Source organism: Streptomyces sp. O3, assembly GCF_054788135.1.
The window spans coordinates 89,034-102,874 of the sequence record NZ_JBTVYK010000007.1 but is presented as its reverse complement, the minus strand read 5'-3'; the positions used below and the strand labels follow the sequence as shown (position 1 = coordinate 102,874).

At 72.9% G+C, this 13,841-nt stretch carries 7 protein-coding genes; 3 read left to right on the top strand and 4 right to left on the bottom strand.

The window, feature by feature from the left end; all coding sequences use genetic code 11:
- The first annotated feature begins 418 nt into the window (after window positions 1-418).
- The 3 genes from ACX6XY_RS06140 to ACX6XY_RS06130 all read left to right on the top strand — a co-directional run bounded on the left by ACX6XY_RS06140 (window position 419) and on the right by ACX6XY_RS06130 (window position 6,658).
- Window positions 419-2,239, top strand: coding sequence for a S8 family peptidase (locus tag ACX6XY_RS06140; RefSeq protein WP_460327288.1), 1,821 nt, complete (start codon window positions 419-421; stop codon window positions 2,237-2,239).
- 222 nt (window positions 2,240-2,461) lie between these two features.
- The gene (locus tag ACX6XY_RS06135) at window positions 2,462-5,569 is read left to right on the top strand and encodes a helix-turn-helix transcriptional regulator (protein WP_460327224.1); all 3,108 of its coding nucleotides are present in this window, start codon (window positions 2,462-2,464) and stop codon (window positions 5,567-5,569) included.
- A gap of 102 nt (window positions 5,570-5,671) precedes the next feature.
- On the top strand, window positions 5,672-6,658 hold the full coding sequence (locus tag ACX6XY_RS06130; RefSeq protein WP_460327222.1) for an L-threonylcarbamoyladenylate synthase: 987 nt from the start codon (window positions 5,672-5,674) through the stop codon (window positions 6,656-6,658).
- 132 nt (window positions 6,659-6,790) lie between these two features.
- On the opposite strand, the gene ACX6XY_RS06125 is transcribed toward ACX6XY_RS06130, so the two are convergent.
- From ACX6XY_RS06125 to ACX6XY_RS06110, 4 genes are all read right to left on the bottom strand, one after another.
- Window positions 6,791-7,429: a carbonic anhydrase gene (locus ACX6XY_RS06125; RefSeq protein WP_460327221.1), complete on the bottom strand. Its 639-nt coding sequence runs from the start codon at window positions 7,427-7,429 to the stop codon at window positions 6,791-6,793.
- Window positions 7,430-7,583: 154 nt separating this feature from the next.
- Window positions 7,584-9,002: a S28 family serine protease gene (locus ACX6XY_RS06120; protein WP_460327220.1), complete on the bottom strand. Its 1,419-nt coding sequence runs from the start codon at window positions 9,000-9,002 to the stop codon at window positions 7,584-7,586.
- A gap of 143 nt (window positions 9,003-9,145) precedes the next feature.
- On the bottom strand, window positions 9,146-9,583 hold the full coding sequence (locus ACX6XY_RS06115; RefSeq protein WP_460327219.1) for a hypothetical protein: 438 nt from the start codon (window positions 9,581-9,583) through the stop codon (window positions 9,146-9,148).
- 131 nt (window positions 9,584-9,714) lie between these two features.
- Window positions 9,715-13,596, bottom strand: a complete 3,882-nt coding sequence (locus ACX6XY_RS06110) for an ABC transporter ATP-binding protein (RefSeq protein ID WP_460327217.1) — start codon at window positions 13,594-13,596, stop codon at window positions 9,715-9,717.
- Window positions 13,597-13,841 lie beyond the last annotated feature (245 nt).

Here is a 13,841-nt window from a genome sequence, read left to right as displayed (position 1 = left end):
TAGGCCCTGCCTTCTCCCTCCCGCCGTCCGCCCGGAGGGCGGGCCGGGCGGCCGCCGCGCCGGGCGTCGCCCGCCGACCCTTCCGGCCCTGAGCCGCGACAAGGGATTTCCCCGTATCGGCTTCATCCGGGGTTTCCCTACTGTCTCCCGCACCGGTGGTTCCCCTTGCCGATTCCTGTATGTCAGGTGCATGGCATTTGGGGTTTCCGGCCGGTGACGGTCCCGTACGGGGCCGTCGCGCCGGCGGCGGCGCACGGGCCTACCCAGCCCAAGGGATCGCGGACGCACCCCCCACGACGCACCGCGATTCCTCGCGCCGCCCGCTCGCGTACCGCACCGACCGCTGCTCCGGGCGTCGCCGGAGCGGCCCCTGAAAGGGATCACCGTGAACGGTTCCAGGCGGAGACTCATATCCGTCGTGGCCGCCAGCGCCACAATCCTCGGCGTGACCGCCACCTCGTCCGCGGCGCTCGCCGCTACGACGGGCCCATCCGACCGCCCCCTCGCCCCCGCGTCCCAGACCATGGATCCGGGCACGCCCGACGACGCTCCCGTGGAGAAGGTCATCGTGACCTACAAGTCACGGGCCACCGAGGCGAACTCGAACTCCGCGGCGAAGAAGGACGCCGCCGAGAAGGGCAAGAAGACCGGCGAGAAGCTGTCCTTCGAACGGCGGCTGGCCGACGGCGCCGCGCTGGTCGACCTCGGCGACGACGCCGACTCCAAGGACGTCACGGAGGTCATGAAGGCCTTCCGTGCGGACTCGTCCGTCGCGTCCGTCGAGCCCGACATCCGTGCCTACCCCACGGCCGTCGACCCGAACGACACGGACTACGCCAAGCAGTGGGACTTCTTCGAGCCCACCGGCGGCATGAACGTGCCCGGCGCCTGGGACACCACCACGGGCAGCGGCGTCACCGTCGCCGTCATCGACACCGGCTACGCCGCGCACAGCGACCTGAGCGCGAACACCGTGTCCGGCTACGACTTCATCACCGACTCCGGCGACGCCCGCGACGGCAACGGCCGCGACAGCGACCCGACGGACGAGGGCGACTGGAACGCCACCGACAACGAGTGCTACTCCGGCTCCCGCGCGAGCGACTCGTCCTGGCACGGCACGCACGTCGCGGGCACCATCGCCGCGACCGCGAACAACGGCAAGGGCGTGGCCGGCGTCGCCTACGGGGCGAAGGTCCAGCACGTACGCGTGCTCGGCAAGTGCGGCGGCTCGTCGGCGGACATCGCCGACGCCATCACCTGGGCCTCGGGCGGCTCGGTGCCGGGCGTCCCGGCCAACCCCAACCCGTCCCAGGTGATCAACCTGAGCCTCGGCGGCGCCAGCAACACCTGCCCGACGGTCTACCGCAACGCCATCAAGGGCGCGGTCTCGCGCGGCACCGCGGTCGTCGTCGCGGCGGGCAACAGCAACGCCGACGTCTCCGGCTTCACGCCCGCCAACTGCGCGGGCGTCATCAACGTGGCGGCCACCAGCCGTGAGGGCAACCGCGCCTTCTACTCGAACTACGGCAGCGGCATCGACATCTCCGCCCCCGGCGGCGAGGTCCGGCGCGCGAGCGACACTCCGGGCACCGTCACCACCCCCGAGAACGGCATCCTCTCGACGCTGAACTCCGGCGCGACCACCCAGTCCGCGGAGAACTACGAGCCGTACATGGGCACCTCGATGGCCGCCCCGCACATCGCGGGCCTCGCCGCGCTGCTGAAGTCGGCCGACTCCTCGCTGACCCCCGCCGAGATCGAGACCGCGCTCAAGGACAACGCCCGCCCGGTGCCCGGCACCTGCTCCGGCGGCTGCGGCGCGGGCATCGCCGACGCCGCCAAGACCGTCGCGGCGGTCACCGGAGGCGAGACCGGCGGCGGTGACGGCGACGGCGGCACCTTCACCAACACCTCGAACGTCACCCTCTCGGACAGGTCCACCGTCGAATCCCTGATCTCGACGACCGGTCTGACCGGAAACGCCCCGTCCGACCTGAAGGTCGGGGTGGACATCGTGCACACCTACCGCGGCGACCTGGTCATCGACCTCATCGCACCGGACGGCACCGCGTACCGGCTGAAGAACTCGAACAGCGGTGACTCGGCCGACGACGTGCACGCCACGTACACGGTCGACGCCTCTTCGGAGCTCGCCGCCGGTGACTGGAAACTGCGGGTCCAGGATGTGTACTGGGGTGACACCGGCTACATCGACTCCTGGAGCCTCACCTTCTGATCCACTCGGACAACCGGTATCCACACTGGTCAGGGGCGTGTCCGCGGCGGTCGGCCGCGGGCGCGCCCCGTCCCGTCGTCCCCGGCGCCCGCGCCCTGTGGTCCACATCGTGGACAAGGGGCCTGGATTCCGCTGGCCTACTTCGTATCCTCTGCTCAACTCGCGGAGAACCTCGCGGAGAACAGGGGGCCGCGCGGACCGGTTCCGGGGAGGGTGGCCAGGGTGAAGCCGACACCGGAGCGCGCCACGCCCGTCGGGCGCGGCGACCTTCTCACCCGCCTGACGGGCGTACTGAACAGCCGGGGCCGCGCCCTGCTCACCGGGGCGGTCGGCGTCGGCAAGACCGAGGTCGCCCAGGCCGCCGCGGCGAGCTTCGCCGCGGCGGGTGAGACCGTGGTGTGGCTCGCACCGCAGCCCGCGGACCGCGGGATACCCGGCGCGGCCGCCGCCGCGCTCGTCTCCTCCGTCCCCGCGTTCGCGCTGGACGGGCTGCCGGAGCCGCAGCGGACCGCGGTCGCGGTGCTCTGCCGGGAGGCCGAGGCTCCCGACGCGGCCCTGGACCCGATCGCGCTGCGGCTCGGCATCGCGCGCGTCCTGCGCAACCTCGCCGCTCGGGGGACCGTGCTCCTCGTCATCGACGACGCCCAGCTCATCGACGCTCAGAGCGCGGACCTGCTGCGCTTCGCGCTCCAACTCGCCCCGCCCGAACTGCGGGTGCTCGCGGTCGAGCCCCCGGCGTCGTGCGCTCCGACACCGCGGCCGCCCGTCGAACGGGCGGCGCCCGTACCCGCGTCGGAGCGTCCGGACGACGCGGAGAGGCGGCCGCCGCCGCGGACTCCCCGCACGGATTACCCTCATACGCCGCAGCCGCAGCCGGAGCGTTCGCCGGAGTCGCTGGCCCCGCTGTGGCAGCCGGAGCCGCGCCCGGAGTCGCAGCGCCCGCCGCAGTCGACGCGTCCGCCCCGGCCGCGGCGCTCGCCGGAGTCGTCGCCGGACCCACTGTGGCAGCCGCAGCCGACGCCGACGTCGGCCTCCGGGGCCATGGACCCCGGAGGGTTCCCCCTGTGGGTGCCGTCCGAGGCCGATGTGCTGCTGGTGCCGCCGCTGCACGCCGACGCCATCGCCGAACTCCTCGTCCACCACCGGCTGCCCTCCCGGATGGCGGGCCGCATCCACCGCGCCAGCGGCGGCAACCCACGGATCGCCCTCGCCGTCGGCAGATCCCTCGCGGACGCCACGACACCCGTGCACCACGCCGAGGCGCTGCCGCTGTCCGGGCGCGCCCGAGACCTGGCGCGCCGGATGCTGGCCGCCGCCTGCCCCTCCGTACGGCACTCGCTGCTGCTCGCCGCGCTCGCGCTGCGGCCGACCGCGTCGCTGATCCGGCGGGCCGGACGCCCGGACGCCGAGGCGGAGCTGGCCACGGCCGAGCGGGCCGGTCTGGTCACGCTGACGGAGGACGGGGCGGTGGCGTTCACCGCCGGGCTGCTGCCCTCGACCCTCGTCCACGACACCAGCTGGACGGTCCGCAGACAGGGCCACGCGGCGCTGTCCGCCGTCGTCGACGACCCCGTGCAGGCCGTACGGCACCGGGCCCTGGCCGCCGACGGCCCCGACGAGCGGCTCGCCGCCGAGGTCGCCGACGCCGCGGACGCGGCACGCCGACGCGGCGACAACACCCTCGCGGCCGAACTGGCCCTGCTCGCCGCGGAGTCGACGCCCGGCCCGTCGGCCGACCGCAAGCTGGCCCGGCTGACGCGGGCCGCCCAGGAGGCCGCGAGCGCCGCCCGCGCCGACCTGGCGCTGCGCGCGGCCGACGAACTGCTCGCCCGCGACGCCGAGCCCGCCGACCGGGTACGCGCCCGGCTCGCCGTACTGGACACGGCGGGGCAGGGACTGACCGACCTCGACGAGCTCTACGCCCACGCGATGGAGGACTCCGAAGGCGACTCCGGCCTGCGGGCCGCGGTGCTGCTGCGGCTCGCGGTCAAATACGTACTGGCCGACGGGGACCCGGCGCGCTCGCGGGCCGCCGCCGTGGAGGCCGCCCGGCTCGCGTCCGCGGCGGGGGACCGGCACACCGCCGCGCAGGCGCTGACCCAACAGGCCAGAGTGGACCGCGTGTTGGGTGCCCCAGGGGCCGAGAAGACGCTCGCCGAAGCGTGCGCCCTGGAGACGGCCGACGGGCCGCAGGGCGTCCGCAACACCGCACAGATCCTGACGATCCGTCATGCCCTCTTTGACGACCGGCTGCGGGAGGCCCGCGCCCTGCTGCACACACTGGTCCCCCTGGTGGAGCGGCGCGGCCCGGTCGAGGACTCCATCGAACTGTTCCACACCCTGGCCGAGGTGGAGGCGCGCCAAGGCCAGTGCGCGGCCGCGCTGTCGCACGCCGAACGGTCGCTGGCGCTGACCCTGGAGGCCGGTCTGTCGCCGGGACCCGCCTGGTTCGCGCTGGCGGTGGCCGAGACCGCGGGCGGCAGCTTCGCCCGCGCCGCGAGCTACGCCCGGCGCAGCGCCCAGGCGTCACAGGAGGAAGGCGACCACGTCTTCCTCTCCCGCAGCCTGTACGCCCTGGGCCGGGTGCAGTTGGCGACGGGCGATGTGGCGTGCGCGCTGGAGACGCTGCGCCGGGTGCAGGAGGGACAGCACGCCCACGGGACGGTCGACCCGTCCATGCTGCGCTGGCACGAGGAACTGGCGGAGGCCCTGCTCGCCAACGACGCGCCGGACGAGGCCCGGACGCTGCTCGTGGACGTCGGCCCGGTGGCCGAGCGGCTGGGCCGTACGACCGTGCTGCTGGGCTTCGACCGGGTGTACGCGCTGTGTCTGGCCGCGGGCGGCAAACCCGAGGAGGCGGCCGGGCTGCTGGCGGAGACGGCGGAGAAGTTCGCCGCGCACGGCCTGCCGCTGGAACAGGGGCGCTGTCTCATCGCGCTGGCCCGCGTGGAGCGCCGCCGCCGACGCCGGTCGGCCGCGCAGCAGGCGCTCCAGGCGGCCGCCGCGGTCTTCGAGCGGGCGGGGGCCGCGCCCTGGCTGGAGCTGGCGGCGGAGGGCCCGCCGCGTCCCGCGCGCGCCGAGACCGCCTCGCCCGTGGACGGCGGCGCGCTGCCGCAGCTGACGGAGGCCGAGTCGCGGCTGGCGCACCTGGTCGGCCAGGGGGCGAGCAACCAGGAGGCCGCGGCCCGGCTGTTCCTGAGCGTCAAGACCGTGGAGGCCCGGCTGACCCGCATCTACCAGAAGCTGGACGTACGCTCCCGCGCCCAACTGGCCAACGCCCTGAACACCGGCGCCGCCTCCGGCAACCGCTCTCGCAAGGGCGCAACCTAGCTTGATCTTTAACCTGTCCGGCGGAGCGGCCGGTGGTGGCGTGCGGTGCGCCGGGGGGCGCCGCGGTCCGCGCGCGGCACGGGCCGGGTCGCGTTGCCTAGGATGGCGAGGGTGACGTCAAGAACCAGTGACATCGAGAAGGCGGCCGGTGTGCTGCGCGCCGGCGGTCTGGTGGCTCTCCCGACCGAGACCGTCTACGGCCTGGGCGCCAACGCCGAGGACCCCGCCGCCGTCTCGCGTATCTTCCAGGTCAAGGGACGTCCGCCTTCCCACCCGCTGATCGTCCACCTCGGGAGCGCGGAGCACCTGGCCGACTGGGTCGAGGACCTGCCCGCGACGGCCCGCCTGCTGGCCGAACGCTTCTGGCCGGGGCCTCTCACGCTGGTTTTGCGGCGTGGTCGCCGGGTGCCCCTGGAGGCGACCGGCGGCCTGGAAACGGTGGCCGTGCGCGTGCCCGACCACCCCCTGGCGCTCGCGCTGCTGTCGGCCTTCGGCGGCGGTGTCACGGCGCCGTCCGCCAACCGCTTCGGCTCGGTGAGCCCCACGACCGCGGACGACGTGCGTGCCGAGCTCGGTGACGCCGTCGATTTCGTGCTGGACGGCGGCCCCTGCGAGGTCGGTGTCGAGTCGACCATCGTCGACGTCACCGGCGAGCTCCCGACCGTCCTGCGGCCCGGCGGGGTGACGCGCGAGGAACTCGAAGCGGTGCTGGGGTACCCGCTCGCGGTCCCCGCGACCAGCCGCGTCCGGGTGCCGGGCCAGCATCCCTCTCACTACGCGCCGCGTGCGCGGGTCGTCCTGGTCGAGCCGGAGAAGGTCGTCGCCGAAGCGGAGACGGCGCGGGAGCTGGGTCACCGGGTGGGCGTCTTTCTTCCTGCTCCCTTCGCCGACGCTGAGGTGAAGGCGGACGCGGTGGTGCGGGTCCCCGATTCGACGGCCGCCTATGCGCGGGGGCTGTACGGGTTCCTGCGCGAACTCGACCAGCGGGGGTGCGACCTCATTGTCGCGTCCCTGCCGACGGAGGAGGGGCTGGGGCTGGCGATCGCCAACCGGCTCCGCCGCGCCGCGGGGCCCCGGCGCACCTCGTAACCCGCTCCCCACTCCCCGCTCCCCACTCCCCGCTCCCCGCTCCCCGTTCCCCGCGCCAGGTCGGCGCGGGGAACGGCGCTGGACGCGTGGCCGCCGGGGCGAATCAGGCAGGGGCGGCCACGGCCGGGGCGGTCAGGACGCGGAGACCGCCGCGTCCAGGCCGTGAGAGGCGACGAGTTGCGCACTGCCGTCGGCCAGCCGGTAGGACAGCCCCACCACGGCGAGGCGGCCGTCGGCCACCCGTTCGGCAAGGATGCGGGAGCGTTCGAGCAGCAGGTCCACGGTGTTCCCGATGTGCTCGGCCAGGATCTCGTCGGCCTGGTCGCGTCCGGCGGCGCGGGCTGCCAGCACGCTCGGCGTCACCCGCTCGACGACGTCGCGGACGAAGCCGCCGGGCACCGTGCCGCCGTCGGCCGCGGCAGTGGCGGCTGCGACGGCCCCGCACGAGTCGTGGCCGAGCACGACGACGAGCGGGGCGTCGAGCACGCTCACGCCGTATTCGACGGTGCCGAGGACTTCCGCACCGGCGACATGCCCCGCGGTGCGCACCACGAACAGGTCGCCCAGACCGCGGTCGAAGATGATCTCGGCGGCCAGCCGGGAGTCGGAGCACCCGAACAGCACGGCGAAGGGCTGCTGGGCCGGTGCGATCTCGGCGCGGCGGACGGCGTCCTGGTTCGGGTGCTCGGGGGCGCCTGAGACGAAGCGCTGGTTACCGGCCATGAGCAGCTCGAAGGCGTCGCGGGGAGTCAGGTTCTGGATCTCGGTCATGGCGGCAGCTTACGAGTGGACATCAGCCGACGCACCGCCCGGTCCGGCCCCGCCCCGCATCGCGCCTCGTACACACGACACCGCGCCCGCCGCCTCGGACGGCGGCGGGCGCGGCGCGGTCACCAGGACCGGGTGGGAGAGGACGCGTCGGGTGTCAGCGGCGCATCGGGAGTTCCCGCCTGAGGTCGCGCTTGTCGAGCTTCGCGTTGTACTTGGCCAGCGGCTTGGCCTTCTTCTCGTCGGCCTTGACCGACGACGGGGCGACGCCCGCCCACTCCAGGATCGAGGCCGTGGCCTTGGCGCGCTCGTCCGGCTTCAGGGACGCGACGTTGGCGCCGTGGTTGGCGCCGGGGGCCACGTAGACGTACGAGTCCTTGGCGCGCTTGCCGAGGCGGAACGGCTCGGCGCCCCACGGGTCGTTCTCGCCGTTGACGAACATCATGCGCTCGGCGTTGTGCCGCACCCAGGTGTCGACGCTCCGCATCTTCCAGGGCCGGAACCACATCGGGATGTCACGCGGCACGAACTCGCGCGGCGCCTGGTAGCCGTAGCGGGAAAGGCCGTTCAGGTGCGGCTGCTTGATGTCCGGGGAGCCCAGCTCGGTGCCCGCCTGGTAGTAGTACGGCGTGTACGGCTCCAGGCCCTGGTCGGTGTAGAAGGAGAAGCCGGAGATCTCGTCCACGTAGTCGTAGATCTCCTGGTCGGTGGCGGTGGCCGCGGTGGGCACGTCCTTGCAGTCCGACTCCGAGCTGTACTGCCAGAAGGCCCACACCATGTCGGCCACGACGGCCTCGAAGGACTTGTCCAGGCTGCCGACGGTGTTGAAGGTGGCGCCGTTCTCGGCCGCCCAGGTCGCGTAGCGCTTCTTCAGCGGCTCACGGCGCACCAGCGCCTCGCGCTGCACCGCGTTGAGGGCGTCGCGGCACTCCTTGGTGCCGACGTTCTCGAAGAAGCGGTCGTACGCCGAGTCCTCGCGGTTCACCACGTCGTTGGGCGCGACGTAGGCGACCACGCCGTCCATGTCGTTCGGGTGGAAGCGCTCGTAGTACGTGGCCGTCATGCCGCCCTTGGAGCCGCCGGTGGACAGCCAGTTCTTGCTGTAGATCGGCTTCAGGGCCTTGAAGATGCGGTGCTGGTCGGCGGCCGCCTGCCGGATGTTCAGGTTGGACCAGTTGGCCCGGTCCGGACGGGACGGCTCGAAGAAGCGGTACTCCATCGCCACCTGGTTGCCGTCGATGATCCGCGTCGGCTCGGCGCGGTACGGGTTGGTGTAGAGGTGGTAGCCCGAGGTGTGGAAGACCGTCGGGCGGTCGGTGTCCTTGTGCAGCACGGACAGTCGCTGCTGGAACGTCCCCTTGTACGGCCGCCAGTGGTCGACCGGCTGGGTGTAGTTGAGGACGAAGTACCGGTAGCCGTCGTACGGCTTCTCCTCGATCAGGCTCATGCCCGGTATCGCGAGGAGCCGGTCCTTGATGTCGGTCGCCTCCGGCTCGGCGGCGGTGGCCGCCCCGGCCGCGCTCATGGTGCCTATGAGCACCACGAGCGACAGCAGCCATCTGAGCGCCTTACGCATGCACCCTCCCCTGGGTTCACGGATGTCCGCCGGAACCTATCGGAGCAACTCACCTGACACCAGAGGGGAATTGAGTCGTTTGTGTCCGTTGCGGGCGATTCGGCTGTGCTTTGGCCATGCTTTGGCTGTGAGTTGGCTGTGGTTCAGCACAAGATCCAGCCAGAGCTGACCGATCCCCTGCCGACCTTCCCTCTGACCCATACGCAGCGATTGCCCGCGTAGACCTTGACCGGGCCCGCGTACTGCGTGAACCAGTCCGCGTCCGGTACCGCGCGGCCGCCGCGCGCCTGCACGCTGACGGACATGTACTGGCGCTTTCCCGCCTTCTTGGGCCGGGTGAGGGCGCACACGAAGCCGCGGCTCTTGTAGACGTGCACGGCGCCGGTGGAGAACGACAGCGTGCGCATCTTCTTGCCGGGGCAGGGCCCGGCGGCGTGCGCCTGCCCGATGCCGGGCCCTGTCAGCCCGAGCAGCAAAGCCGCCGCCAGCGCGGCGGCGTAGAGCGGCCAGCGCCCGCGGATCAGCCAGCGCCCGCGGACCGGCCAGCGCCCGCGGCGTGCGGTCGTCTCCCCACAGCACACAGGCGCCCCTCCCGCGCTCGGCAGCGTACAGAGGTACGGACGCGGCGGGTTGGGCGAACGGTTGCACAATTGTCGAACGGATTGTGCAACCGATCCGTTCCCGGCCTCTCAGCTCAGCTCTCTGGACCGCCTTACGCCGCCGCCGACTCGGGTTCGCCCACGAACGTCCGCCACAGCCGCGCGTACCGGCCGTCCAGGGCCAGGAGTTCCTCGTGCGTGCCGTCCTCGGCGACCCGGCCGTGGTCCATCACCACCACCCGGTCCGCGCGCGCCGCCGTGGTCAGCCGGTGCGCGACGACCAGCGTGGTACGGCGGCCCGCGACGCGCTCGGTGGCCTGGTTGACCTGCGCCTCGGTGGCCAGGTCGAGCGCGGCCGTGGCCTCGTCGAGCAGCAGGATGTCGGGGTCGACCAACTCGGCCCTGGCCAGGGCGATCAGCTGCCGCTGCCCGGCCGAGAGGTTGCGGCCGCGCTCGGTGACCTCGTGCAGATAGCCGCCGTCCAGCGTGGCGATCATGTCGTGCGCGCCGACCGCCCGTGCCGCGGCCTCCACTTGGGCGTCGGTCGCCTCCGGGCGGCCGTACGCGATCGCGTCGCGCACCGTGCCCGCGAACAGGTACGCCTCCTGCGGGACGACCCCGAGCCGGTGCCGGTACGCGGTCAGGTCGAGGGCGCGCAGATCCGTGCCGTCGACGACGACCCGGCCGCTGGTCGGGTCGTAGAACCGGGCGACCAGCTTGACCAGGGTCGACTTGCCCGCGCCGGTCTCGCCGACGAACGCGACCGTCTGGCCCGCCGGGATGCGCAGCGCGACGTCGCTCAGCGCCGCCTCCTTGCCGCCGCCGTTGCCGCCGTTGCCGCGGCTGTCGCCGTCACCGCGTGCGCCGTATTCGCCGCCCGTGCCGCCCGCGTCGCCCGTGCTGCCCGCGCCGTCTTCGCCGTACGAGAAGTGCACGTCCTCGAAGGCGATCTCGCCCCGCAGGGACGGCACGTCGAGCGGCTCGTCGGCCGCGGCGGTCGAGGTCGGCTCCCGCAGCAGCTCCTGGATGCGGCCGAGCGAGACGGCCGCCTGCTGGTAGCCGTCGAAGACCTGCGACAGCTGCTGCACGGGCGCGAAGAACAGCTCGATGTAGAGCAGGTACGCGACCAGCGCACCGGTCGTCAGGGTCCCGGCCTCCACCCGGCCCGCGCCCACGATCAGCACGGCCGCCGCGGCCGCCGACGACAGCAGCTGCACGAACGGGAAGTACACCGAGATCAGCCACTGGCCGCGGACACGCGCCCGCCGGTAGTCGTCGCTGCGCTCGACGAACCGCGCGTAGCCGGTGCGCTCGCGCCCGAAGGCCTGCACGATCCGCAGCCCGGACACCGACTCCTGGAGGTCGGCGTTGACCAGAGACACCCGCTCGCGGGCGAGCTCGTACGCCTTCACGCTCGACTTGCGGAAGAAGTACGTCCCGACGATCAGGACGGGGAGGGTCGCGAAGACCACCAGGGCGAGCCCCACATCGATCACCAGCAGCGCGACCATGATGCCGAGGAAGGTGACGACGGACACGAAGGCGGTGACGAGCCCCGTCTGCAAGAAGGTGGACAGCGCGTCCACGTCCGTGGTCATCCGGGTCATGATCCGCCCGGTCAGCTCACGCTCGTAGTAGTCGAGCCCCAGCCGCTGCAACTGCGCGAAGATCTTCAGGCGCAGCGAGTACAGGATGCGCTCGCCGGTACGGCCCGTCATCCGGATCTCGCCGATCTGCGCGCCCCACTGGATCAGCACGGTCAGCAGCGCGAGCACCGCCGCGGCCCACACCGCGCCGAGCGCGGTCTGCTGCACGCCCTCGTCGATGCCGTGCCGGATCAGCACCGGCAGCAGCAGGCCCATGCCCGCGTCGACGGCGACCAGCGCCAGGGCCAGCAGCAGCGGAAGACCGAAGCCGCGCAGCAGCCTGCGCAGCCCGTACGACTCCTCGGGCGCGACCGCCCGCGCCTCGTCGATGTCCGGGGTGTCGGCCGCCGGAGGCAGCGCGTCGACCTGCGCGAGCAGCTCCGGGGTCGCCGGAGAGCCCGACAGCGCGGCGTCCCTGGGCTCGCGGTCGCCGGTCCACAGGCGCGGCGTGATGCCCCGCTCGGCGTCGAACTCGGCGTCCAGCTCATCCCGTACCGAGGTGTCCTCCAGCGGCTCGGGGGCGGTGGGCGGCGTGTGACCAGGCGATACGCCGCCGAGCTCGTCCGGGTCGGTCAGCAGCCGCCGGTACAGGGCCGAGCGGCGCTCCAGCTCCTCGTGAGTGCCGATGTCGGCGAGCCGCCCGCCGTCCAGTACGGCGATGCGGTCGGCGAGGTTGAGCGTGGAGCGGCGGTGCGCGATGAGCAGCGTCGTACGCCCGGCCATGACGCCCCGCAGCGCCTCGTGGATCTCGTGCTCCACGCGCGCGTCGACGGCCGAGGTGGCGTCGTCCAAGAGCAGCAGCCGGGGATCGGTGAGGATCGCCCGCGCCAGCGCGATGCGCTGGCGCTGGCCGCCGGAGAGGGTCAGGCCGTGTTCGCCGACCGTGGTGTCGTAGCCGTCCGGCAGCTCGGCGATGAAACGATGCGCCTGGGCGGCGCGCGCGGCGGTCTCGATCTGCTCCTGGGTGGCGTCGGGGACCCCGTACGCGATGTTCGCCCGTACCGTGTCCGAGAACAGGAAACTGTCCTCGGGGACCAGCCCGACGGCGGCCCGCAGGGACGCGAGGGTCAGCTCGCGCACATCGTGCCCGCCGACCAGCACGGCCCCGTGCGTCACGTCGTAGAAGCGCGGCAGCAGCAGCGAGACCGTCGACTTGCCGCTCCCGGACGACCCGACCACGGCGACGGTCTCACCGGGACGGATCTCCAGCGAGAACCCGTCGAGCACGGGCCGAGTCGTGGAGCCGCCCCCGCCCGCCGAGCCCGCCGAGCCCGCCGAGTCCGCCGAGTCCGCGGACTTGGTGGACTCATACGAGAATCCGACCGCGTCGAACTCGACCGTGGCCGGAGCGTCCGCGGGAAGCTCCTTGCGGCCGTCCTCGATGAACGGCTCGGTGTCGATCAGATCGAGCACCCGCTCGACACCGGCGCGCGCCTGCTGCCCCACGGTGAGCACCATGGCCAGCATCCGCACCGGCCCGACCAGCTGCGCCAGATACGTCGAGAACGCGACGAACGTGCCGAGCGTGATCTCGCCCCGCACCGCCAGCCAGCCGCCCAGCGCCAGCATCGCGACCTGCCCGAGCGCCGGTACGGACTGCAGCGCCGGGGTGTACCGCGCGTTGAACCGGATCGTCCGCAGCCGCCCCGCGAACAGCCTCCGCCCGACCTCCCTGAGCTTCCCGGTCTCCTGCTCCTCCTGCCCGAACCCCTTGACGACCCGCACCCCGGACACCGCGCCGTCCACGACACCGGCCACCGCGGCCGCCTGGGCCTGCGCGTACCAGGTGGCGGGGTGCAGCCGGGTCTTGCTGCGCTTGGCGATGAACCACAGGGCGGGCGCGACGGCGAGCGCGACCAGGGTCAGCGGCAGCGACAGCCACGCCATGATCGCCAGCGAGATGGCGAAGAGCAGGAAGTTGCCGATGGTCATCGGCAGCATGAAGAGCAGACTCTGGATCAGCTGGAGATCACTGGTGGCCCGCCCGACGACCTGCCCGGTGGACAGCTCGTCCTGCCGCCGCCCGTCGAGCCTGGTGACAGCGCCGAACATGTCCGTACGGAGGTCGTGCTGGACGTCGAGCGCGAGCCGCCCGCCGTAGTACCGCCGGATGTACGTCAGTACGTACACGACGACCGCGGCGGCCAGCAGCAGCCCGGTCCAGACGGCCAGCGAGCGCTGTCGCGTATCGATGACATCGTCGATGATCACCTTGGTGATGAGCGGAACGAGCGCCATCACGGCCATCCCGCCGAGCGAGGCCCCGAGCGCGAGCAGCACGTCCTTCGGGTACCGCCACGCGTACCCGGCCAGCCGCCGCGCCCAGCCTTGTTGCTCCGCCCCGCTCACCCGTGCCGCCTCCCGTTTCCACCTGTGCTGCCGCAAGGCACCAACACCGGGGGGCGGGGATTTCATCCCGTGGGCACGGGAGCGGAGTGGGGGCAACCCCGGGGAGGGGGAAGATCGCTCGGACACGGCCGGGTACGCGGGCCCGACACGGCCCTGCACCTGGAACTCGACGGCGAAGCCAACCACATCGAGTCCAAGGCCCACAGCACGGCCTGATCGGCCCTGCGAGCGGCGTCACGGGCGTG